The 22721-nt window shown below is 68.3% G+C and carries 24 protein-coding genes and 1 tRNA gene; 11 read left to right on the top strand and 14 right to left on the bottom strand.

All coding sequences use genetic code 11. From position 1 onward, the window contains the following. Window positions 1–20: 20 nt before the first annotated feature. Genes VXD91_RS01195 through VXD91_RS01185 form a run of 3 tightly spaced genes read left to right on the top strand, consistent with a single transcriptional unit; the run spans window position 21 to window position 3011 of the window. A complete protein-coding gene (locus VXD91_RS01195) occupies window positions 21–893 on the top strand; it encodes a sugar ABC transporter permease (RefSeq protein WP_318985289.1) in 873 nt (290 codons plus the stop codon). Further along, complete coding sequence (locus VXD91_RS01190; RefSeq protein WP_318985290.1) at window positions 880–1692, top strand: carbohydrate ABC transporter permease; 813 nt, start codon at window positions 880–882, stop codon at window positions 1690–1692. Before VXD91_RS01195 ends, VXD91_RS01190 begins: the two co-directional genes overlap by 14 nt. Then, window positions 1689–3011 carry a sugar ABC transporter substrate-binding protein gene (locus VXD91_RS01185; RefSeq protein ID WP_318985291.1) on the top strand — a complete coding sequence of 441 codons (1323 nt, stop codon included), beginning with the start codon at window positions 1689–1691 and terminating at the stop codon, window positions 3009–3011. Before VXD91_RS01190 ends, VXD91_RS01185 begins: the two co-directional genes overlap by 4 nt. Here VXD91_RS01185 and VXD91_RS01180 read toward each other — a convergent pair. Next, a complete protein-coding gene (locus VXD91_RS01180) occupies window positions 3008–3844 on the bottom strand; it encodes an energy-coupling factor transporter transmembrane protein EcfT (protein WP_212812221.1) in 837 nt (278 codons plus the stop codon). The genes VXD91_RS01185 and VXD91_RS01180 overlap by 4 nt on opposite strands. Then, window positions 3841–5868 carry an ATP-binding cassette domain-containing protein gene (locus VXD91_RS01175; RefSeq protein WP_346414415.1) on the bottom strand — a complete coding sequence of 676 codons (2028 nt, stop codon included), beginning with the start codon at window positions 5866–5868 and terminating at the stop codon, window positions 3841–3843. Before VXD91_RS01175 ends, VXD91_RS01180 begins: the two co-directional genes overlap by 4 nt. A gap of 100 nt (window positions 5869–5968) precedes the next feature. On the opposite strand from VXD91_RS01175, the gene VXD91_RS01170 reads away from it, so the two are divergent. Next, on the top strand, window positions 5969–6412 hold the full coding sequence (locus VXD91_RS01170) for a MarR family transcriptional regulator (protein WP_212812223.1): 444 nt from the start codon (window positions 5969–5971) through the stop codon (window positions 6410–6412). Window positions 6413–6415: 3 nt separating this feature from the next. Here the strand turns inward: VXD91_RS01170 and VXD91_RS01165 are convergent, their stop codons facing one another. Beyond that, window positions 6416–6916, bottom strand: coding sequence for an LppP/LprE family lipoprotein (locus VXD91_RS01165; protein ID WP_318985293.1), 501 nt, complete (start codon window positions 6914–6916; stop codon window positions 6416–6418). A 257-nt stretch (window positions 6917–7173) separates the two neighbouring features. Between VXD91_RS01165 and VXD91_RS01160 the strand changes: the two genes are divergently transcribed. The 3 genes from VXD91_RS01160 to VXD91_RS01150 all read left to right on the top strand — a co-directional run bounded on the left by VXD91_RS01160 (window position 7174) and on the right by VXD91_RS01150 (window position 9816). After that, the gene (locus VXD91_RS01160; RefSeq protein ID WP_318985294.1) at window positions 7174–8829 is read left to right on the top strand and encodes a cellulase family glycosylhydrolase; all 1656 of its coding nucleotides are present in this window, start codon (window positions 7174–7176) and stop codon (window positions 8827–8829) included. Between the two features lie 87 nt (window positions 8830–8916). After that, complete coding sequence (locus VXD91_RS01155; protein WP_212812225.1) at window positions 8917–9315, top strand: hypothetical protein; 399 nt, start codon at window positions 8917–8919, stop codon at window positions 9313–9315. Window positions 9316–9345: 30 nt separating this feature from the next. Beyond that, window positions 9346–9816 carry a GNAT family N-acetyltransferase gene (locus tag VXD91_RS01150; RefSeq protein WP_318985295.1) on the top strand — a complete coding sequence of 157 codons (471 nt, stop codon included), beginning with the start codon at window positions 9346–9348 and terminating at the stop codon, window positions 9814–9816. Window positions 9817–9821: 5 nt separating this feature from the next. Here the strand turns inward: VXD91_RS01150 and VXD91_RS01145 are convergent, their stop codons facing one another. From VXD91_RS01145 to VXD91_RS01135, 3 genes are all read right to left on the bottom strand, one after another. Continuing rightward, entirely contained in the window at window positions 9822–10673 is an 852-nt protein-coding gene (locus tag VXD91_RS01145) for a PRC and DUF2382 domain-containing protein (RefSeq protein WP_318985296.1), read from the bottom strand. Between the two features lie 176 nt (window positions 10674–10849). Then, on the bottom strand, window positions 10850–11080 hold the full coding sequence (locus VXD91_RS01140; protein WP_133427281.1) for a hypothetical protein: 231 nt from the start codon (window positions 11078–11080) through the stop codon (window positions 10850–10852). Between the two features lie 182 nt (window positions 11081–11262). Next, window positions 11263–11335 (bottom strand) — tRNA-Asn (locus tag VXD91_RS01135). A gap of 158 nt (window positions 11336–11493) precedes the next feature. Between VXD91_RS01135 and VXD91_RS01130 the strand changes: the two genes are divergently transcribed. After that, window positions 11494–11736: a hypothetical protein gene (locus VXD91_RS01130; protein WP_212812228.1), complete on the top strand. Its 243-nt coding sequence runs from the start codon at window positions 11494–11496 to the stop codon at window positions 11734–11736. Between the two features lie 38 nt (window positions 11737–11774). On the opposite strand, the gene VXD91_RS01125 is transcribed toward VXD91_RS01130, so the two are convergent. From VXD91_RS01125 to VXD91_RS01115, 3 genes are all read right to left on the bottom strand, one after another. Then, window positions 11775–12056: a hypothetical protein gene (locus tag VXD91_RS01125; RefSeq protein WP_318985297.1), complete on the bottom strand. Its 282-nt coding sequence runs from the start codon at window positions 12054–12056 to the stop codon at window positions 11775–11777. Between the two features lie 80 nt (window positions 12057–12136). Further along, window positions 12137–14032 carry a DNA primase gene (dnaG, locus tag VXD91_RS01120; RefSeq protein ID WP_346414414.1) on the bottom strand — a complete coding sequence of 632 codons (1896 nt, stop codon included), beginning with the start codon at window positions 14030–14032 and terminating at the stop codon, window positions 12137–12139. A gap of 25 nt (window positions 14033–14057) precedes the next feature. Beyond that, the gene (locus VXD91_RS01115) at window positions 14058–15326 is read right to left on the bottom strand and encodes a deoxyguanosinetriphosphate triphosphohydrolase (RefSeq protein ID WP_346414413.1); all 1269 of its coding nucleotides are present in this window, start codon (window positions 15324–15326) and stop codon (window positions 14058–14060) included. 63 nt (window positions 15327–15389) lie between these two features. Between VXD91_RS01115 and VXD91_RS01110 the strand changes: the two genes are divergently transcribed. Then, window positions 15390–17348: a TPM domain-containing protein gene (locus VXD91_RS01110; RefSeq protein WP_346414412.1), complete on the top strand. Its 1959-nt coding sequence runs from the start codon at window positions 15390–15392 to the stop codon at window positions 17346–17348. Between the two features lie 13 nt (window positions 17349–17361). On the opposite strand, the gene VXD91_RS01105 is transcribed toward VXD91_RS01110, so the two are convergent. The 4 genes from VXD91_RS01105 to VXD91_RS01090 all read right to left on the bottom strand — a co-directional run bounded on the left by VXD91_RS01105 (window position 17362) and on the right by VXD91_RS01090 (window position 21414). Then, the gene (locus VXD91_RS01105; protein ID WP_346414411.1) at window positions 17362–18201 is read right to left on the bottom strand and encodes an SDR family oxidoreductase; all 840 of its coding nucleotides are present in this window, start codon (window positions 18199–18201) and stop codon (window positions 17362–17364) included. 69 nt (window positions 18202–18270) lie between these two features. After that, window positions 18271–18705, bottom strand: a complete 435-nt coding sequence (locus VXD91_RS01100) for a hypothetical protein (RefSeq protein ID WP_346414410.1) — start codon at window positions 18703–18705, stop codon at window positions 18271–18273. Beyond that, a complete protein-coding gene (locus VXD91_RS01095) occupies window positions 18705–19916 on the bottom strand; it encodes an EspA/EspE family type VII secretion system effector (RefSeq protein ID WP_346414409.1) in 1212 nt (403 codons plus the stop codon). Before VXD91_RS01095 ends, VXD91_RS01100 begins: the two co-directional genes overlap by 1 nt. A 112-nt stretch (window positions 19917–20028) precedes the next feature. Continuing rightward, window positions 20029–21414, bottom strand: coding sequence for a glycine--tRNA ligase (locus VXD91_RS01090; RefSeq protein WP_346414408.1), 1386 nt, complete (start codon window positions 21412–21414; stop codon window positions 20029–20031). Between the two features lie 150 nt (window positions 21415–21564). Between VXD91_RS01090 and VXD91_RS01085 the strand changes: the two genes are divergently transcribed. After that, a complete protein-coding gene (locus VXD91_RS01085) occupies window positions 21565–21921 on the top strand; it encodes a metalloregulator ArsR/SmtB family transcription factor (protein ID WP_212812237.1) in 357 nt (118 codons plus the stop codon). After that, window positions 21918–22313, top strand: a complete 396-nt coding sequence (locus VXD91_RS01080; protein WP_212812238.1) for a Fur family transcriptional regulator — start codon at window positions 21918–21920, stop codon at window positions 22311–22313. The genes VXD91_RS01085 and VXD91_RS01080 overlap by 4 nt, the downstream gene beginning before the upstream one ends. 3 nt (window positions 22314–22316) lie before the next feature. Here VXD91_RS01080 and VXD91_RS01075 read toward each other — a convergent pair whose 3' ends face one another. Beyond that, a complete protein-coding gene (locus tag VXD91_RS01075; RefSeq protein WP_212812239.1) occupies window positions 22317–22721 on the bottom strand; it encodes an NUDIX domain-containing protein in 405 nt (134 codons plus the stop codon).

Below are 22721 nucleotides of genomic sequence, written 5' to 3'. Positions count from 1 at the left end.
CCACACGCTTTAATGATCCGGTGGCACGCCGCAGGTTTCGGGACACCCTGACCGGCTATGCGCTGCTCGCCCCCAGTCTGTTCGGCGTGGTGATGTTCCTGCTGCTCCCCATGCTGGTCGTCGGCTGGCTGAGCCTGCAGCGGTGGGACCTGCTCGGACCCATCCGGTTCGTCGGACTCGACAACTGGCACGCCGTGCTGACCGACCCGACATTCGGCCGCTCGCTGGCGGTGACGCTGGGTTTCGTCGCACTGGTGGTGCCGGTCCAGACGGTGCTGGGTCTGGCGGCTGCGATGCTGCTGGCCCGCGGACTGTCGGGCACCGGATTCTTCCGCACGCTCTATGTCCTGCCCTGGATCTGCTCGCCCTTGGCGATCGCGGTGCTGTGGCGCTGGATTCTCAGCCCCACCGACGGCGCGGTGAGCACCGTGCTCGGGCACCGCATCGAATGGCTGACCGACCCCACCCTGGCGCTGCCGCTGGTTTCGGCGGTGACCGTGTGGACCAACGTCGGCTATGTGACGCTGTTCTTCCTCGCCGGAATCCTGGCCATCCCCAACGACGTTCACGACGCGGCCCGCATCGACGGGGCGAGCGCCTGGCAACGGTTCCGCCGCATCACGCTGCCGATGCTGCGGCCGACATTCTTCTTCGTCCTGGTGACGGGTGTCGTCAGCGCGGCGCAGGTCTTCGACACCGTCTACGCGCTCACAGGCGGCGGCCCCGAGGGCCGCACCGACCTGATCGCCCACCGCATCTATGCCGAGGCCTTCGGCTCGGCGGCCGTGGGCCGCGCCGCGGTCATGGCCCTCATCCTGTTCGTCCTGCTGCTCGGCATCACGCTGGTGCAGCACCTCTACTTCCGCCGGCGGGTCACCTATGACCTCACGTAACGCACTCATCTATACGGTGCTGGTGCTCGCCGCTGCGATCACCCTCGTGCCGTTCGGCCTGGGCCTGCTGACGTCGTTCACCTCGGCGCGCCAGTTCAACACCGAATCGCCGCTGTCCCTGCCGAATCCACCGACGCTGGCCAACTACACCGCCCTGTCCGACGCCGGCTTCGGCCGGGCCGCGCTGGTCACCGCGTTGATGACCGCGGTGATCCTGTTGGGCCAGCTGGCGTTTTCGGTGACCGCCGCGTACGCCTTCGCCCGGCTCGAATTTCCGGGACGCGACACCCTGTTCTGGCTGTACCTGGCGACGCTGATGGTGCCCGCGACGGTGACGGTCGTGCCGCTGTATCTCATGATGGCCGAGGCCGGGCTGCGTAACACCTTCTGGGCGTTGGTGCTGCCGTTCATGTTCGGCTCGCCCTACGCGATCTTCCTGCTGCGCGAGTACTTCCGGTCCATCCCGGCCGACCTGATCCGCGCCGCCCGCATCGACGGTGCCGGCACGCTGGACGTCATCGTGCACGTGGTGCTGCCAGCCAGCCGGTCGATTCTCGTCACGCTCGGACTGATCACCGTTGTCTCGCAATGGAACAGCTTCATGTGGCCGCTGGTGATCACCAGCGGCTCGTCCTGGCGGGTGCTGACCGTCGCGACCGCAGGGCTGCAATCCCAGTTCGACACCCAGTGGACCGTCGTACTCGCCGCGACGACCGTCGCGATCGTGCCGCTGATCCTGCTGTTCAGCGTGCTGGGCCGGCACATCGTCCGCTCGATCGTCGTCACCGGCTTGAAATGAAGTTCTCGACCCGGTTCGTCATCGCGCTGGCCGCCACCATGGCGGTGCTGCTGGTGGCCGCCGTGCTGATGGGCCGGACGCAGGACACCGGGAAAACCGTTGTCACGGTGCGGCTGTGGGACGCGCAGGTCGCAGCCGCGTACCGGTCGTCATTCGCGGAGTTCGCCCGCCGGCATCCGGGCATCGAGGTCCGGGTCGACGCCGTCGCCTATGCGTCGTACTTCGATTCGCTGCGCACCGATGTCGCCGGCGGCGGCGCCGACGACATCTTCTGGCTGTCCAACGCCTACCTGGCCGGCTACGCGGACACCGGCCGGCTGCTCGACATCGGAAAGTTGTTGGGCCGCGGCGCCGCCGATGCGTGGGAGCCGTCGGTGAATCAGCAGTTCACCCGCGACGGGACGCTGTGGGCGGTACCGCAACTGACCGACGGCGGCATCGCGGTGTACTACAACGCCGACCTGCTGGCGGCCGCCGGAATCGAGCCCGCCGACCTGGAGACGCTGCGCTGGTCCCCCGGCGCCGATGACACGCTGCGTCCGCTGTTGGCCCGGCTGACGCTGGATCGGCACGGAAACCAGGCCGGGACACCGGGATTCGACCCCGAGCAGGTACGGCAGTGGGGCTACAACGCCGCCAACGATCTGCAGGGTATCTATCTCAACTACATCGGTTCGGCCGGTGGGAAATTCAGCGACGGTGACCGGTTCGCGTTCGACAATCCGGGTGCCCGGGAGGCTTTCGAGTACCTGGTGCGGCTGATCAACTCCGACCACGTCTCCCCCTCGGCCGCCGACACCAATGGCAACGGCGACTTCTCCCGCAACCAGTTCCTGCAGGGCCGCATGGCGCTGTTCCAGTCGGGCACCTACAACCTGGCCGCCATCGCCGATCAGGCGCGCTTCCGGTGGGGTGTGGCCAAGCTGCCCAGCGGACCGGACGGCCGCGTCAGCGTCACCAACGGGATTGCCGCCGCGGCCAATTCGGCCACCCGCCATCCCGATGCGGTGCGCGCGGTACTGCAGTGGATGGGCAGCGCCGACGGAAATGCGTTCCTGGGCACCAAAGGGGCGGCAGTGCCGGCCGTACTGGCTGCCCAACCGGTCTACTTCGACTACTGGAAACGGCGCGGTGTCGACGTGCAGCCCTTCTTCACCGTGCTGGACGGGCCCCGTCTGCCGGCCCCCGGCGGCGCGGGCTTCCCGGCCGGGTTCCTCGCCATCAGGCCATTTTTCGACGAGATGTTCCTGGGCCGCGCGCCGGTCGCATCAACGCTGGCCGATGCCCAGCGCGCAGCCAACGCCGCCGCTGATCGCTAAAGCCGGTGGGTGGCCAGCGGCGTGGCCACCTCGACCCACAGCGACAACGCGCACATCGCGACGACCATCAGCAGCGCCACCGTATCGGCCCGTCCCGGCCGTGCCGGACTGGCGACGATCTGGCCCACGCCACCGCGCGCCGTGATGGCGTCGCCCATCTCATCGCCGCGGCGCAGCGCCACCGTGATGGCGGCCGCCAGCAGGTCGACGATCTCGGCGCGACGCTGCCGGCTGCGCTCCCGTCGCGTCTCGGGCCGCACCTTCGGCCGCAACCGGCGGGCCGCGAACAGCACCCGGTATTCGTCGATCAACATCGGGAAGGCCCGCAGCGCCAAGGCCAGCGTGACCGCCCACTCGTCGACAGGGATGCGCAGCCACTTCAGCGGCCGACCCAAAGTGGCCACCGCGGGCGCGATTTCAGCGACGTTGGTGGTCCACGAGACCAGCCCGCCGAGTCCCAGCAGCACGATCGACAGCACCGTGATCCGCAGGAAGTTCAGCAGACCACCCACTCCCAGATGCACAGACCCGAAGTCGAGGAACGGCTCGCCGCCGGCCAGGGCCGCCGTTCCACCACCGAGCAACAGCAGCACCCACACCAGGCGCGGTACCGACGGCAGCACGCTGCGCGGGATGTGCGCCAGCCACGCCGTGAGCAGCACCAGCAGGGCGACCAGGCCGATCGGCACCCAGCCGGGGTACATCGTCAGGACGATGCCGATCAGCGCCACCACGATGAGCTTGGTACCGGCCCACAGTTCGTGAATGGGCGACGTCCCCGGCACGGGACGCAGCAGCACCATCGACCGGCGCTGCGTCGCGGGAGCCGTCATGATCGTCCTCCCGCAGTGATCGGAGCCTCGACGAGTTCGCCGCGGTGCAGCCGCAGGATGCGCGGGCACAGCTCGTCGAGCCCGGCGAAGTCGTGCGAGATGACGACGACCGTCAGCCCCGTGGTCCGGCGCAGTTCGGCGAGCAACGTCACCAGGCCGCGCTGGCTGGCCGCATCCAATCCGGCCAGCGGCTCGTCGAGGATCAGCGCGCGCGGACGACGAGACAGCAAGCCCGCCAGCACGACCCGGCGCATCTGGCCGCCGCTGAGCTGATCGATGCGGCGGTCGGCCAGTTCGGGATCGAGCCCGACCATCGCGAGCGCCTCGGTGATCCGGACGGTGTCGCGCTTCGAGAAGCCCGCAGCCGACGCGATTTCGGCACCGACGCGGGACCGCATCAATTGCAGCCGCGCCGCCTGGAACGAGATCGCCACGGCGCCAACCTGGTCGGAAACAGGCTTGCCGTCGAGCAGACAGCTTCCGGTGGTCGGCACCGTGAGGCCGGCCAGAATCCAGGCCAGTGTCGACTTGCCGGAGCCGTTGAGCCCGTGGATCAGCACACCCTCGCCCTCGTGGACGGTGAAGCTGATATCGCGCAATGCCGTTGATTCCCAAGGCGTCCCGCTGCCGTACTGGTGTCCCACGCCTTGGACCTCGAGCACCGCCGGGCCGTCGGGTTCGACGCCGGCGGACACGATCGGCACCGGTGCGGTCGCGACCATCTCGATGTTGTCACTGGCGCCGTCGAGCCGGACGACCCGGTCAGCCGAGTCGGCCTCGTCGTTGTAGTGCGTGATGTGCACCAGCGAGGTGCGGTGGTGCCGGGTGAGGTCGGACAGCACCGAGAGCAGCACGTCGCGGCCCTCCTGGTCGACCATGCTGGTGACTTCGTCGGCGATCAGCAGTGCCGGCTCGCGTGCCAGGGCGGCGGCGACGGCGAGGCGCTGCAGTTCGCCACCGGACAGCCCGCCGGTGTCGCGGTCCGCCATGCCGCTCAAACCGACTTCACCCAACAGCTTTTCGACGTCGATCGTCGTCCCCGACGGCAGGCCCCAGACCACATCGTCGGCGACGCGGGTGCCGAGCACCTGACTCTCCGGATGCTGCATGACGACCGCGGTGCCGCCGGCCTTGCCGAGCCCCACCGCACCGGGCCGGTCGATGGTGCCGGCAGTCGGCGCACGGCCGGCGAGCGTCAGCATGAGGGTGGTCTTGCCCGATCCGTTGGCGCCCGTGACGGCGACATGTTCACCCGCGTCGATGTCCATGCTGACCGGGCCGAGCGCATCGCGATCGGTACCCGGATACCGGAATCGGACGTCGCGCACGCGCGCCGGCACCGGTGCGACGAGGCCGGTGGATTCGACGGTGTCGAGCTTGTGCACATCGGGAATTCCGAAGAGCCGCTTCAGCACCCGCGACAGCGCCCACCAGCCCAGCAGCGTGACGACGATGATGTGCATGATCACGGAGATCATCACCGGCACCGGCCAGTAGTGCAGGAACACGGCGAAATCGGTGCGCAGATCCTCGGCCGCGCGCTCCCCGCCCGGGACCGCCGCGATGACGTTCGCGATGCCGTGGATGTTCGAGGTCATCGACGCGAAGATCAGCTCTCGCAGCCGCGCCACCACGAGCAGGATGCCGATGACGTACGCGCCGAATGCGGCGCCCGCGACCACCGACGCCCACAGGACGGTGACGATCCCGCGCCCCGTGCGCTTGACGATGCCGGTCAGTCCGCCGATGTAGGCACAGAACACCACGGTCATCAGACCGCCCATGCCGGCGATGAGGAACGCGATGGTGCTGCCGGCGATGGTCGCGGCGACCAGCACCCGAATCCGGTAGCGGTAGGCCAGCAGTCCCATCGGGACCGTGCCCAGCATGCCGAGCCCCGCGGCGAACGGGACGACGACGGCGATGATGGCGGTGGCCGCGCTCAGTGCCGCCATCACAGCGGCCTGGGCGTACTCGCCCGGATTGAGGGGACCGGCCTTATCTCTGGTGCCGGCAGCAGTCATTGCACAATTCTGCCAGCTGCGCAGACGCGTAAACTCGACGGTGTTGTGACCGTCACCACTCTCGATGACAGGTTCGACTACATAGAGAATCTATGGAACCATGTTGAACATGACAGTTGCACCGGCGACCGAAACGACCCTCGCCTCGGATCTGCTCGCCGTCGTCGCACGCATCAACCGCCTGGCCAATCAGCGCGTCCGGCTTCCGCTGCCCTTCGCCCAGGCCCGGCTGCTCTCCACCATCGAAGCCGAGGGCCGCGCCCGCATCTCCGATCTCGCCGCGCTCGACCACTGCTCACAGCCGACGATGACGACCCAGGTCCGTCGCCTCGAGGATGCCGGACTGGTGTCCCGCACCGTCGACCCCGACGATGCCCGCGCCGTCCTCATCAGCATCACGCCGCAGGGCATCGCCACGCTGGCGCAGGTGCGCGCCGACCGCGGCAACGCCATCGACCCGTTCCTGGCGGAACTCGACAGCGCCGATCGAGACACCCTCGCGGCGGCCGTCGAGATCATGCGCGGTCTGCTCGCCGCGCACTGACGCTCACGGCCCGGGGATCGGGTCCAGCGCCTTGAGCGCGCCGCCGTCGACGGTGAACCGCACACTGCCGATACCGGTCGGCATCCCCGGCTGATCCTTCGGCTGCTGCCATTGGTACTGCACCGTCGCGGTGTCCGGAGCGCTCGCGGTCACGGTGATGTACGGCCGCGCGTCGGGCGTCGGCGTGCCGATCATCGTGTTCTTGTTGAAGAACACCACCTGCTGCAGGCTGTCCGGCGTCGAATTGTTCTGCCCCACCTGCACCCAGTACAGCGCGCAGTTCGCGGTGTGGCCACTGCCCATCTGGGTCCACTTGCCCGACGGCGGTGCCGGCAGCGCGTAGATGGCTGCGGTCACGACGTTCTGCGCCGGCCCGTCGGCGGGTGTGCATTTGTCGGCCTGCGGCATCGGGTCCGGACCTTTCGGACTCCACCCACATCCCGCGGTGAGCAGGGCAGATGCCGAGAGCAGGACGAACGCCGAGGGGTAGCCGAAGGACCGCATGCGGCCAGCCTACGGCCAAGCGCACCAAGCTTTTTGACAGGAACCTGGTTTGCCCACAGTTTGCACGGGGCACCCAAACCTTGTCTTTGACGCCCCGGCGGGGTTAGCCGGGAGCGAAATCAATTGTGATTAGGGGAATTTCGATGTGGCACAGACAGAAGCGAGGTCAACAGCAACGGCCGGTGATCAAGACCGGTGTGAGAGTGGCGATCTCGGCGGCATTGCCCGTTGGGGTTGCAGGTCTGATTTTTGCGAGCGTGGGCACCGGTCCTGGACCGGTGCCCTATTTGCTGTCCGCGGCGATCACCGAATCGAACACGACGGTGGGTTTCGCCGATTCGGACATCATCGGGATGTCGACTGCCGACATCAACAAGACACTCGACGAGATGCAGTCCCTCGGCGTGCAGAACGTGCGGATCCTGCTCCCGTGGAACAACATCGAGCCCGCACCGGGCTATTGGAACTGGAGCACGGTCGACACCCTGGTGAACGCTGCCGCCGAACGCAACATGGGCATCCTCGGCGTGCTCAACGCCACGCCGGCGTGGGCAGTGCAGCCCGGCTATCCGGCCGTGGCCGCGCCGCCGGCCGACAACACGCAGTACGCGCAATTCGTCAGCGCAGTGGCGGAGCGCTACGCGGGCAAGGTGTCGGCCTACGAAGTGTGGAACGAGCCCAACGCGGCGCCCTCCTGGTACCCGACACCCGATCCCGCGGCGTACACCCGGCTGCTGCAGGCGGCATATCCGGCGATCAAGGCCGCTGACCCGAACGCGACGGTGATCGGCGGCGTGGTCGGTTGGGTCACCGATACCCCTGGCCTGGCCATCAACGCGGCCTCATACGTCCAGGGCATGTACGACAACGGAGCCCAAGGGTATTTCGACGCGCTCTCGTTCCACCCGTACCAGTACCAGGTGCCCTTCGGGAACGGCACGCCGTACGGGCCGGTGGCCCCGATCAACCAGCTCGCGACGATCCATCAGGAAATGGTCGCGGCCGGCGACGGCAGCAAGCAGATCTGGGCCACCGAGTACGGAGAGCCGACCTCGGTCGTCGACAACAACACCCAGGCAGCGTTCATCTCCAACTTCCTGAACTCGTGGAGCAGCTTCGACTACACCGGGCCGATGTTCATCTACACCACCCGCGACCGGAACACCGCCAGCACGAGCGACCAGGACACTCTCGGTGTCTTCCAGACGGATTGGACGCCCAAGCCCGCGGCGAACGTCATCGCCCAGTGGACGGCGACGCATCCGCAGACGCCGATCGGCGCGTCGGACCCGGCGACAGTCTCGAGCCCCATGATGGCTCTCACGACACTCAGCGCCACCAGATCCCTTGCCGATCCATCCGTTTCGACACTGAGCGCCACCGCCGATCCCGTCGCCGATCCATCGGTTTCGACGATGCGCACTGCCTCCGTTGAGACTGCGGCAGCGCTGAAGACGACGAGCACGACCTCGGCAGCGACCGACCCGGCGGCGGTGCCCGTGATCGCCGGCCCGATCGCCGCGGCCACCACGCCCGTCACTGCCGTCCCGGCGACGCCTGCCACTGCGGCGACCCCGGCCACTGCAGCTATCGCAGCCACGCCGGCAGTCCCGGCCACCGCCACCACTCCGGCGACACGGGCCACCCCGGCAACACGGGCCACCCCCGCCACACCGGCAGCTCCCGCGACGCCGGCCGCACCCATCTCGGCGCCGGCCGCGCCAACGGCCCCGGCCGCGCCAAAGGCGTTGGCGCCCACAGCGTCAGCGACCACCTCGACGACAACCGCCGATACCGCAGCATCGGCGCCGTCCTCGAAGGCAACGACACCGAAACAGAATCCGAAGGCGAAGTCGGCGCCGACGAACTCCGGCCCGAAGAACACCGCACCGAAGAACACTACGAAGAAGTAGCGTCATCCAGTCATCCGGGGCGGTGCGCCGGCACCGCTCCGGATAGCTGTGCGTTTCGCCGCACTGTCGCGCGGGTAAACAATGGCCATGTCGATCACGGTCGGTAGTGGGCCACCGGAGTATGACGGTGATTTGCCTGGAGGCGTCGCCGGTCTCTACGGCGGCGGTACCTGGCCGGCCGCGGGCAGCAAGGCGCAACGTCGCGTACTGGCCCTTGCCGTCGGCGTTCTCGTCGGCCTGCAGCGACGGCGGTGGCAGGATGCGGCCGTCGAATTGATCGGCGTCGCCCACGATTCCGACATGTCGCCGTACGTCCTGGCCGAGGCCCTGGTCGAACTGTCCGGTGGCCATTCGCTGCGGCTGGCGGGAGGGTCTCGACCCGACGCGATGCGAATCGCTCTGAAGCATTGGGGCGACCTGCTGACGCCCCCGGCGGCCGCCGACGAAGAACCGAATTCCGGCCCGGATCACGTCCTGGCTTGGTGAGGCGACCCGGCGTGTCTTTACGCTGAGAACGTGACCACAACGCAAGACTTCGTACTCCGGCCATGCCACGGACCCGCGGAATGGCCGGTCCTCCTACAGATCTGGCGTAGTGCGGTCGAAGCGACGCATGACTTCCTGACTGCCGGCGACATCGATTTCTACGAGCGGCGGCTGGCCGAGGAGTACCTGAAGATGGTCGACCTCACGGTCGCGGATTCCGACGGTGTGCCGGTCGGCTTCTCGGGTGTTGCCGGTGGCAACCTGGAGATGTTGTTCATCGACCACCAGCACCGTGGTCGTGGCGCGGGCTCGGTCCTGCTGGCCGCTGCGCGGGCCAAGAATCCGGGGCTGCTGGTCGATGTGAACGAGCAGAATCCACAAGCTGTCGGGTTCTACCAGCGTCACGGCTTCGTCACCCTGAGCCGGTCGGAGACCGACGGCGACGGGCGACCGTTTCCGATCTTGCATCTGGGCCCCGCCCCGTCGGCTCCGCTCGACTGAGATGGTCAGCGCTGACGGCGGTGCACGCCTTCCGCGTTGATCTCTTCGCGGCGCACGTTCTCGGTGATCTGCTTGTTCTCGGTGACCTCGTCGACTGCGAGTCGAACCCGTTCGACAGGAACCGATTCCTTGCTCACGACGACCTTGTCCTCGTGCAGCGTCACTTCGCGCTGGTCGTCGGCGATCCGGTTGTCACGGGCATGGGACGGGTCGGTGATGGCGGCGCGCTCCACGCGCACCTCTTCGTGGGCGACGGGCACCTGGACGGTCTGTTGCTCGGTCACCACATGCTTGTTGAGCCGGGCCGTACCCGACGTCGCGCGCTCGGTGCCCACCTGGAGGTGCTCCTCCGAACGGATCATCTCCGGCCCGGTCTGAGCAGTCGGCGACGCCTGGGAGGCGTGGGCCGACGTGTTCGCCGAGGTGCCGCCGATGCCGCCGAGAGCCGGTGCCGCTCCGCGCAGGTGCTTGCCGCCATTGGACGGCGGGGTCTCGGGGCCGGGCTGCGGCGCGGGTTGCTGCCCAGGCTGCGGGGTGGCCGGCCGATCGGACCGCATACCGTAGTACTGCATCAGGGTGGCTTCGTCGGCCGGGCTGATCCGGTCACCGATGTCCACGTGCGGTGCATTCTTGACGGCGCTCTTCGCCACGGCCACCCGCACCGAATCGTCGCCGTCGGGGCGGGCACCGGCCAGCGGGACCAGCGACTCCGAAATACCGAAGAGGCCGGTGTGAACGGATGCCCACTTGGGCTGCCTGCTCTGTGCGTCCAGATAGAGCTCGTGGATCTTGCCGATCTTCTCGCCAGACGGGTCGTACGCGGTCGCTCCCTTGATCTGTTCCAAAACGTTCGTCATAGATTCGCTCCCTTTCGTCCGTACTCCTATTTCCCATTGCGCCGCAGACCCGTTCGGGCCCACGTGGGCGTGTTGACGGCGATCTCGGTCGGTCCCAGTTGCCGCACGCGGCAACACCACACCGAAAAGGCGCTCAAATGCCTTTTTCTCGAGTGCTTTTGGGGTCTGCCGGCGGCTCAGACGTGCCGGCCGTGGAGGTGCGGATGGTGCTCACTGAGCAGCATGCCCGACAGCAACCACACGGCGCCGAAGGTCGCAGCGGCAAGCGAGACGATCATCGCCACTGCGCCGAACGTCAGATATCCGGCCACCATCGCGACGGCTCCGACGACCAGGGCCACGAAACTCGTGGCGATGGTCACCAGGCCCGGCACCATGGCGCCGACCGAGGTACGCGATTCGTTCATGCCTTGCGGGTACCCGTGAGCGTGGGCACCAAACTCCGGGCGCGCACCGAGCGTGGGTCTTTTCGAGGTCACGCGCCGGAAAAATCACGTCAGGCCGCCCGCTCGGCGCAGGGCCTGAGGCGAGGCCGACGCAGCAGCCCCGCAATGCAAAATGACCAGCACTTTCGTGCTGGTCACCGTTGCTCCCCCGATTGGACTCGAACCAATAACCGCCCGATTAACAGTCGGGAGCTCTGCCAATTGAGCTACAGGGGATTGTGCTCAGGCCCTGGGCGCGTGTCCCTGAACCGAGGCATGACTCTAGCGCATGACTGCGCGGATCTTTGAATCGGCTGGTAGCTGCCGGTCGGGCCAGACGCATCGGCGATCGTGAGGCAGGATGGAGCCACGCACCGTCATCAGGGAGGGGTCCAGTGATCCGAGCCGTCGCCGTCATGGCCGTTGGCTATGTTCTGGGAGCCAAAGCAGGCCGTCGCCGTTACGAGCAGATCGCCGGCACATACCGCGCCATCACCGAGAGCCCGATGACCAAGGCGATGCTGGATGCCGGGCGGCGCAAGCTGGCCGACAAGGTGTCCCCGGACCCGAACATGGTGCGGTTGACGGCTATCGACTCACAGACCGCTGTGCTGCATCCGGAGTCGGTTCACGACTGACGCGACCGACAATCGGGCGGTTATCGGTTCGGGAGGCGTCAGCCGAGCGGCTGGTTCCAGGTCTGGCCCGGCAGCAGCGGGCCACTGCTGATACCGCCCTGCGGTCCCCAGACGCCCCACGGCGTGCCCACGTTCACGGGCTGGCCGTTGGAACGGCCCATGCAGTAGCCGTCTTCCTTGTTACCGAACCAGGCGAGGCAACCACCGTCGGCCGTCGTCTGCGATGACGGGGCGCTGCTGAGCGCAACGACGACGGGGGCGGCCACTGCGGTGGCCACGAGCGCTGCTGCGGCGAAGAGCCGGGTTGCTCCGAAGGTCATGATTGGCCTCTCCCCTGGGGTCGGTTCTGCCCCACCATATCGCGCAGACTGCGTCCCCGCGTTACAGCAGACGAAAGCCCTCAGCTGAGATCGTCGCCGCTGGCCTGCTGCAGCAGGCTGCGCCGGTACTGCTCCATGGCGACGAGGTCGCCGAACAGGGCGTGGTACTCGTCGCTCTGCTCGACGGGCGACATGCGCTGCAGTTTCGACTTCAGCTCGGCGATCTCGCGGCCGACCCAGACCTCCTGCAAGCGGGCCAGCACGCTCGCGATGTACCGCGGCAGCTTGTCCTCTTCGGCCTGGAAGGCCTCGACCGACAGTTCGTTGATCAGGTTCGCGGCCGACGGCTCGGCCGCCCGGACCGCCTCGATCCATTCCGCACCGCCCAGCCCCGACGATGTCCCGCCTGCCGCGGTGATCGCCTGCCGGACGGCCGCGTACCCGGGATGGGTGAAGCTGTCGACCGGCAGCCCGTCGAACACCGGGCCGGCCATCGCCGGGTACTGCAGAGCCGACTTGAGTGCCTCGCGCTGCGGCCACAGCGTCGGGTCCTTCGGATTTGGGCGCCCCACCGCCACCGCCGCGGCCGGGGCCGCCGGCGCCGCCGGACGCCGCGCGTCCCGCTTCGACGCCGCCGGGCCCGACTTGGCGGTCTCGCGCACCCGCGCGATCACCTGTGCCACGTCGTCCCAACCGACCCAGCCGGCGAGCTGACGGGCGTACTCGTCACGCAGGGTGGGGTCCTTGATCCGGGCCGTCAACGGCACACACCGGCGCAGCGCCGCCACGCGGCCCTCCGCGCTGTCCAGGTCGTGCTCTTCGAGCGCGGTACGAATCACGAACTCGAACAACGGGGTTCGGCGCGCCACCAGATCCCGCAGCGCACCGTCACCGGACTTGAGCCGCAGATCGCACGGATCCATGCCGTCGGAGGCGACCGCCACGAACGACTGGCCAGTCAGATTCTGTTCGCCCTCAAAGGCTTTCACCGCGGCTGCGCGTCCGGCGGCGTCACCGTCGAACACGTAGATCAGCTCGCCGCGAAAGAAGTTGTCATCCATCATCAGGCGCCGCAGCATCGACAGGTGCTCGTCGCCGAAGGCCGTGCCGCACGATGCGACCGCGGTGGTCACCCCGGCAAGGTGCATGGCCATGACGTCGGTGTAGCCCTCGACGACGACGGCCTGATGGCCCTTGGCGATGTCACGCTTGGCCAGGTCGAGGCCGAACAACACGTGGGACTTCTTGTACAGCACCGTTTCCGGTGTGTTGACGTACTTGGCTTCCATGTGGTCGTCGTCGAACAGCCGGCGGGCGCCGAACCCGATCACCTCACCCGTCGCGCCCCGGATGGGCCACAGCAGCCGGCGGTGGAAGCGGTCCATCGGGCCGCGGCGACCCTCGCGGGACAACCCGGCGGCCTCCAGCTCCTTGAAGGTGAATCCCTTGCGCAGCAGGTGTTTTGTCAGGGTGTCCCAGCCCGACGGGGCGAATCCGCAGCCGAAACGCTTGGCAGCGTCGGCGTCGAAGTTCCGGTCGATCAGGTACTGGCGGGCGGCGGCGGCTTCTGCCGACTGCAACGCCTCGGCGTAGAACTCCTGCGCGGCGGCGTTGGCGGCGAGCAGGCGGCTGCGGCTGCCCTTGTCGCGCTGCACGTTGGTGGTCGACGACCCCTCGTAACTGATGGTGTAGTTCAGCCGGTCGGCGAGCAGCTCCACGGCTTCGACGAAGGTGACGTGCTCGATCTTCTGCACGAACGCGTAGACGTCGCCGCCCTCGGCGCAGCCGAAGCAGTGGAACAGCCCATGGTTGGGCCGCACATGGAACGACGGCGACTTCTCGTCGTGGAACGGGCACAGGCCTTTGAGCGAGTCGGCGCCCGCGCGCCGCAGCTGCACGTGCTCGCCGACGATGTCCTCGATGCGGGTGCGTTCACGAATGGCCGCGATATCGCGATCAGGAATCCGGCCGGCCACGCGCCCAGTGTAGGCGGCGCGGGATTCAGTCCAGCGGCCGCGGCGAGCGCGCCTCGTGCACGCGTTCCAGCCGGGTCTCGGTGTACGACGCGATCTGGTCGACGACCACCCGCAGCCGGGCCCCGTCGTCGTCGGCGAGGGCGAACTCGGCGGCGAACTGCGGGTCGAGACTCGCCGGGGCCTGGCCCCACAGTGACAGCGCGACCTCGCGGACCATGGTGCGCTGGTCGGCCTGAATCTGCAGGTGCTGGTGGTCGGACATGATGAACTGCAGGGCCAGCATCTTGAGCACCGCCACCTCGGCCCGGACCAGGGTCGGCACCGCGAGCTCGGCGTCGAAACGGCGCATCGTCGCGCGGCCCGCCTGCTTCTTGGTCTCGGTGACCGCGGCATTGGCGAACCGGCCGACCAACTCACTGGTGAGCCGCTTGAGCGCCACCGACGTCGCGACCGAACCGTCGTACTTGCCGACGGCGGTGACCACGGGCAGCTGCGACAACCGCGCGGCGGCGGCCAGCATGTCGTCGTGCGTCACCGTCGGATGCGACCGGGCACCCAGTTTGGCCAGGGTGTCGGCGGCGTCGGCGTCGGCGAGGACGCGCAGGTCGATACGGCCCGAGATGATGCCGTCCTCGACGTCGTGCACGGAGTACGCGACGTCGTCGGCCCAGTCCATGACCTGGGCTTCCAGGCACAGCCGCTCGGCGGGCGCGCCCTCGCGCACCCAGGCGGCGGCCGCCGCGTCGTCGTCGTAGAAGCCGAACTTCACGCGGTCCTCACGGAACCACGGGTATTTGATCACGGCGTCCAGTGCGGCCCGGGTCAGGTTCAGTCCGGCCGAACGCCCTTCGCTGTCAAGCGTTTTCGGTTCGAGCCGGGTCAGGATGCGGAAGTTCTGGGCATTGCCCTCGAACCCGCCGAACGGCTTGGCGATCTCGTCGAGCGCGCGTTCGCCGTTGTGGCCGTAGGGCGGGTGGCCGATGTCGTGGGCCAGACCGGCGAGGTCGACCAGGTCGGGATCACAGCCCAGCCCCACCGCCATGTGGCGCCCGATCTGTGCCACTTCGAGCGAGTGGGTGAGCCGGGTGCGCGGGGTCTCGCCCTGGCGGGGCCCGACCACCTGGGTCTTGTCGGCGAGCCGGCGGAGCGCAGCGCTGTGCAGCACACGGGCCCGGTCACGCGCGAAATCCGTGCGGTGGCCGGAATCGGTGCCGGGCAGCGTGGCGCTCTTCGTGCCCTCCCCGACCAGCCGCTGCCGGTCGAAGTCGCTGTATCCGTCGCTTGCAATGCCCACGGCCGAAGTCTGCCAGCCCGGGCGCGTCCGCTTACCACATACCCTGTCACTACATTGAGCGACATGCGCATCGTGCGAGTGCTCTGGCTGATGATTTCGGTCCTGCTGGCGGGAACGCTGCTGGCCCCGGTCGCGTGCGCTGAACCACCCATGCGGCTCCCGGACTACGTCACCGACGGGGCCGGTGCGCTCAACGCGCAACAACGCAGCCAGGTCTCCGGCGCGGTGCAGCAGCTGTACGACAAGCGCGGTACCCGGTTGTGGGTCGTCTATGTCGACACCTTCTCCGAGTCCAGTCCCCGCGACTGGGCAGAAAGCACCTGGCGCAAAAGCTTTCTGGGCAACCACGACGCCATCCTTGCCGTGGCGATCAAGGATCGTGCCTACGCGCTCCTGGTCCCCGAGGCCGCGACGGGCGATGTGGACGTCGACCGCCTGCGCCAGGAGATCGTCGAGGCCAAGCTGCACGACGGCGACTGGGCGGGCGCGGCCGTCGCGGCCGCCGACGGACTTCGCGGGGCCTCGTCTGCGCCGTTCAACTGGGTCGGGCTGGTGATTGCGCTGGCGGTCATCGGCGTCGCGTTCGCCGGGCTCATCTGGTGGGCCCGGCGGCGGCGTCGGCAGCGCCGGCAGGCCGACCTCAACGCCGCGCAGCAGGCTGACGCCACCGATCCCGCGGTCCTCGCGAAGATGCCGCCGGAGACGTTGGAGGACCTGTCCAAGTCGATCCTCGTCGAGGTCGACAACGCCGTGCGCACCAGCGACAACGAGCTGGCCCTGGCCGTCGGCGAATTCGGCGAGCACGACACCGCGCCGTTCATCGCCGCCGTGCAGAACGCGAAAGCCGCCATGGCACAGGCGTTCAGCGTGCGCCAGACGCTCGACGACGCGGTGCCCGAGACGCCGCAACAACGCCGCGATCTCCTGACCCAGGTGGTCGTCTCGGCGGCCCGCGCCGACAGAGAACTGGAGAACCAGCGCACCGCCTTCCATCAGATGCGCGACCTTGTCATCAACGCGCCGACCCGGCTGGACGCGCTGACACAGCAGATGGTCGCCCTGACCGCCCGCATCGAGCCGGCCCAGCAGACCCTGACCGGGCTGCACGGCCAGTTCACCGAGACCGCGCTGGCGTCGGTGGCCGGCAACGTGGACGGCGCCAGAGAACGGCTGACGTTCGCCGACCAGAACATCACCACCGCGCGCGCGTTGGTCAGCAAGCCGGGCGACAGCCAGGCTGCCCTGGTCAATGCCATCCGCGCCGCTGAATCGGCGTTGGGTCAGGCACAACGGCTGCTCGATTCGGTCGACAGTGCCGCGACCGATATCGCCCACGCCATCAGCGCCCTGCCCGCCGCGATCTCCGATATCCAGAACGGCATCAAGGCCGCGGAAGCGGTACCGCCCGGCACGCACTACCCCGAGCTGACGGCCGCGCGTACCGCTGCGGTGCAGGCGGTTTCGAACGCCCAGGCGTCGGGCACGGCCGATCCGCTGAGCGCATTCACCCAACTGACCGCCGCCGATTCGCAGCTGGACAAGCTCCTCGCGACCATCTCCGAAGAAACCGCCGCAATGAACCGGCTGCGGCAGTCGTTCGGTCAGGCACTGCTGGCGGCGCAGTCCCGCGTGCGCGGCGTCTCCGATTTCATCGACACCCGCCGCGGCAGCGTCGGCTCCGAAGCCCGCACCCGGCTGGCCGAGGCGCAGCGCCGCCTCGAAGCCGCACAGGCGGCGCAGGCCACCGACCTGCCGGCGGCCATCGAACAGGCCAACGCCGCAGACGCCCTGGCCGCCCAGGCCCAGAACCTGGCCGACAACGACGTCCGCGCCGCCCGCCAGGCCTACGCCGGGACCGGCACGAGCACCGCCGGCGACATCGGCGGCATCATCATCGGCGGCATCTTGTCGGGCATGATCCGCGGCGGCGGCAGTGGCGGTGGCAGCCACGGGGGTGGTTGGAGTTCAACGAGTTTCGGCGGCTCCGGCGGCGGCTTCTCCGGCGGTGGCGGGCGGTTCTAGTCGCGGTGAGCGATCAGCCCGCCGCGGCGTCGCGACGGGCCCGCTCGCGCATCGAGGCGACCACGCCACCGTCGTTCAGGATGTCGGTGCCGGTGAGGTACCCGGCCCTGTCGCTGGCGCAGAACGCGAACAGCTCGGCCATCTCCTCGGCCTTGCCCCAGCGCGGTACCGCGGCGTTCATGACCATCGCGCCGGCGCCGGCGTCGGCCTCGAGCAGTCCCATCTCGGTGTCGACCGAGCCCGGTGACACCGAGACGATGCGCAGCCCCTTGCCGTTGAAGCGCTCGGCCTGGGAGCTGCTGTACCACTTGACGAAGTTCTTGCTCACCCCATAGGCCATGCCCGAGCGCAGTTCCTCGGGCGCGAACGCACAGGCCGCCAGCATCTCGGCCAGGAACGCGTCCGCGTCGGTGAGGGCCAGCGGGAACTTCGCCGTGGGGATGATCTCGTCGGGCAGCAGGTGTGCCGCCATCGACGCCACGTTGACGATCGCCGCGCCTGCGTCCGCGAAGCGGTAGAAGGCCTCGTTGACGTTCACGGTGCCGATCGCATTGGTGCGTGCCACGTAATCCGCCGGCCCCATGCTCGGGCTGACGCCGGCAGCGTGGATCACCGACACGATCGGACCGAACTCTGTTGCGGTGGCGAACAATTGGTCCACTGCTACCCGGTCGGTGACATCGGCGTGGACCGGTAATGCGGCGATCCCGAGACCGGACAGTTCTGCCGCCGCGGCGTCGAGACGGTCCTGACGCACATCGGCCAGCACCACCGTGTGGTCCCGCCCGATGATCTTGGCCGTCGCCCGGCCCATCCCGCCGGCACCGCCGGTGATCACCGAAACTCGTGTCATGGGCGTCACGCTATACCGGGAGCGCAACGGGATCGACGACGGGTGCTGAGAGACTGCTCAGCACTTCGTCTAGGTGGTGTACAGCGACAGGTGGACGTACACCTCGTCGGGCCCGCGCTCGTCGACGACGACCTCACGGTTGACCAGCTTGTGGTCCTTGGTCGTGACCTTGTCCTGCAGGAACAACGGCTTGGACGCGGTCGCCGGCGACGGCCCGGCGAGCACGGTGATGGTTTTCGGAATCTCGGACGGCCGCGGCTGCGCCGGGAACTGGCCCAGGAATTCGCGCAGCTGGCTGTCGGTCAGCCGCAGGGACAGCCGGTAGCGGGTGTCCCGGCCCGCATCGGTGGCGGTGGCCAGAACCTGCGCGCCCTGCGGCAGGGTCACGTTGCCGAACGCCGCGGCCGTTTCCGCAGACACCTTCTGCTCTCCTGTTTTCTCGACCGAACACGCGGAGAACGCGCACATCACCAGGACGGCGGCCAACATTCCCAGGTGCCGCATCACCGCGGCACCCCGTCGTACGTCGCGACCGACGACGCACCCGCGATCTCGAATTCCCTTGCCATGCCTGCGGTCTGGAGGCCGCCCATGTCCTTGTCGGTGATCGTGATGGGTCCCACCTTGGTCTCCTTCCCTTCGTCCCAGTTGTACTGATCCGCCACGTTCACCTGCGATTCGACGTGGACGCGAGGCGGCCCGCCCGGACTGTCCGGCGGGTAGACGGTGACCACCCCACCGACCGACATGTCGACGCCGCCGACAGCGTGGTACCAGTCGGGATTGGCCTCGGCGTCCATGTAATAGCCGTCCCAGCCCGTCCGGAACGCCACCGGCCGGCCGTACTGCCCCGTCGCCGCGGCGTCCGCGACAATCCGGTTGACCTCGTCGTTGATCTTGGCGTCGGCTCGCGCGCGCATCTGCGGGATGTCGTTCATCATCGAATTCACATCGAGGTTGTAGGGCTTCCCGGTGTTGTCGAGATAGTGATCCATCAGGTCGGCCGCATGCGGCCACTTGAGCCCGATCAATGGCAGCCCGGCCTCGATGGCGGCTTTGAAGGCGGCGTCGTCACCCCGCGCGTACCACGGCTGCGAACCCCACTCTCCAGCCCCGCCATCATGTTTCGCCCATGGCGGCGGCGCCGGAATGGTGTCGCCCGGGTGTTTGTCGGCCGGCGGGTCCTCCGGTTTTCCGTTCGGATCGCCGGGATCGCGTCCGTCCCGCCCGGCGATTTCCTCATAGCCCGAACCGATCTCGCGGATGCGTGCCGCGATGGCATCCATATCGGCGTTCGACCGACTGATGATGTCGGCGATCTCGGCCGTCCCCTTCACCACCACGGGAAGCAGTACACGGTCGCCCGCGGCGGTGGGCGGCACGCTGGCGGCCGCGTCGACCACCCACTGTTTGACGGAGTCGAGATCGCGGCGGCCCGCCGTCACCACGGCAGCCGACCGGTCGACCTCGACACCGAGCCGTCGGTCGAGTTCGGCGAGCCTGCCGATGGCCCCGGCATGCGCGCGATTGCGATCGTCGTACGCCTCGGCCGCGGTGCCCGTCCACTCGCCGCCGCTCGCCGCCGACAGCACTGTGCTGCGCAGTTCGTGGAACTGGTCGCTCATGTCGAATTCGGCACCGCCGACCGGCGTCCCGGACCCGAACGTCGCGCGCGCGTCGTCCCACGTCGAAAGAAATGCGCCGAGAACCGTCACTGTCGCCCCCTCCGGCGTCCCTTGCCCCTGGCCCACAAGCCTATTCGAGCCCGCGGCGGGTCCCCGGCGGCAATTTCTCACCGGTGCGCATACGACGGTTGGCAGTTGCCCGTCAGCAGCCCTTGAGGCGCACCGCGAGGTAGTCGCTGACGGCGTCGATGGCGACGCGCTCCTGGGTCATGGCGTCACGCTCGCGGATGGTCACGGCGTGGTCCTCGAGCGAGTCGAAGTCGACCGTGATGCAGAACGGCGTGCCGATCTCGTCCTGGCGACGGTAGCGGCGGCCGATGGCGCCGGCGTCGTCGAACTCGACGTTCCAGTTCTTGCGCAGCTCGGCGGCCAGGTCGCGGGCCTTGGGCGACAGATCGGCGTTGCGCGACAGCGGCAGCACCGCGGCCTTGACCGGCGCGAGGCGCGGGTCGAGCTTGAGCACGGTGCGCTTGTCGACGCCGCCCTTGGCGTTGGGGGCCTCGTCCTCGTGATACGAGTCGACCAGGAACGCCATCAGCGACCGGGTCAGGCCGGCCGCCGGCTCGATGACGTACGGCACGAAGCGGGTGTCGGTGGCCTGGTCGTAGAACGACAGGTCGACGCCCGAGTGCTCGCCGTGCGTGCTGAGGTCGAAGTTGGTGCGGTTGGCGATGCCTTCCAGCTCACCCCACGGGTTGCCGGCGAAGCCGAACTTGTACTCGATGTCGGTGGTGCCGGCGCTGTAGTGCGACAGCTTCTCCAGCGGGTGCTCGTAGAGGCGCAGGTTCTCCGGGTTGATGCCCAGGTCGACGTACCACTGGAAGCGGGTGTCGATCCAGTACTTGTGCCACTCCGGCGCGGTCGAGGGCTCGACGAAGAACTCCATCTCCATCTGCTCGAACTCGCGGGTGCGGAAGATGAAGTTGCCGGGCGTGATCTCGTTGCGGAAGCTCTTGCCGATCTGGCCGATGCCGAACGGCGGCTTCTTGCGCGCTGTGGTCACCACGTTGGCGAAGTTCACGAAGATGCCCTGCGCGGTCTCCGGGCGCAGGTAGTGCATGCCTTCCTCGGACTCGATGGGCCCGAGGTAGGTCTTGAGCATCATGTTGAAGTCACGGGGCTCGGTCCACTGGCCCTTGGTGCCGCAGTCCGGGCAGACGATCTCGTCCATCGGCACGGCATCGGGGTCATCGAGGCCCTTCTTCAGGGCGTAGGCCTCCTGCATGTGGTCCTGACGGTGCCGCTTGTGGCAGTTCAGGCACTCGACCAGCGGGTCGTTGAACACCGCGACGTGGCCCGAGGCCACCCACACCTGACGGGGCAGGATGATCGCGCTGTCCAGGCCGACGACGTCGTCGCGGGACGTGACGACGGACTTCCACCACTGGCGCTTGATGTTCTCCTTGAGCTCGACACCCAGTGGCCCGTAATCCCACGCAGACTTTGTGCCGCCGTAGATTTCGCCGGACTGGAAGACCAGACCACGGCGTTTGGCCAGGTTGGCAACGGTGTCGATGATGGACGCCACGATGTTCGAGCACTCCTCGAGTCAGCTGGGATGCAACCCGTCCAGCCTAAAGGCCCCGCTGATCGGCCAATGTCGCACCCACCTTTGACATGCGTATGCGCGCATGGAAAGCTAAATGAAAACTATTTCCAATAGCCGGGAGTTGCCGGGGTGCCACCCACCACTACGCATGACGAGCTCGACCACCAGCACAGCGGCGCGCCGTTTCCGTCGTCCCCGCCGCGGGACACGCTCGACGCCGCCGGCGACCTGCTGCGCGCCCTCGCCGCGCCCATCCGCATCGCCATCGTGATGCAGCTGCGCGAGTCACAGCGCTGCGTGCACGAACTCGTCGACGCCCTGGAAGTCCCGCAGCCCCTGGTCAGCCAGCACCTGCGCATCCTCAAGTCGGCCGGGGTCGTCGCGGGTGAACGCGCCGGCCGCGAGGTGATGTACCGCCTGGTCGACCATCACCTCGCGCACATCGTCGTCGACGCGATCGCGCACGTCGAGGAGGACCGGTCGTGAGCGCTCCCACCCGGTCCACCAAGCAGCGCACCGCGATCGCGGCGCTGCTCACCAACGTCGAAGAATTCCGGTCCGCACAGGAGCTGCACGACGAACTGCGCCGCCGCGGCGAGGGCATCGGCCTGACGACCGTCTACCGCACCCTGCAGTCGATGGCCGCGGCCGGACAGGTCGACAGCCTGCGCAACGACAGCGGTGAGGCGCTCTACCGGCGCTGCTCGCAGGCCCACCATCACCATCACCTCGTGTGCCGGCAGTGCGGCGCCACGGTCGAGGTGGCCGGCACCGAGGTCGAGGCGTGGGCCACCGAAACCGCTGCCGCCCATGGCTTTTCCGATGTCAGTCACACCATCGAGATTTTCGGGGTGTGCTCGGCCTGCACCGGCGCCTGACGTTCAGGGCTCCAGAGCCGCCCGGCTCCGCGCCCAGTCCAGCACCGCCTCGGCCGTCAGCGGCGCCAGCCTGATGTCGCCGGGTGCCGACGGATCGATCCAGGCCATCTCCTCGATCTCGGCCGCGATCTGCGGCGCGCCGTCGAGCTGCACGAGGAACAGCTCGGCGTCGACCGTGTGCCCGGGCTCGTTGGCCGCGACCGCCGTGTGGTGACCCAACTCCCGCACGTCGGTGATGCCGACCCCGAGTTCCTCCCGGATCTCGCGGGCCAGCGCGTCGACCGGCGACTCCCCCGGTTCGAACTTGCCGCCGGGTTGCATGAACGTCGTCGTGCCACGTTTGCGGACGACCAGCAGGTGCCCGCGTTCGTCGGCGACCACCGCGGCGACGATCCGGATGACGGTCAC

This window comes from Mycobacterium sp. SM3041, from assembly GCF_039668335.1.
GTDB lineage: Bacteria > Actinomycetota > Actinomycetes > Mycobacteriales > Mycobacteriaceae > Mycobacterium.
The sequence above is the reverse complement of the archived record's forward strand: the minus strand, read 5'-3'. Positions and strand labels throughout refer to the sequence as shown.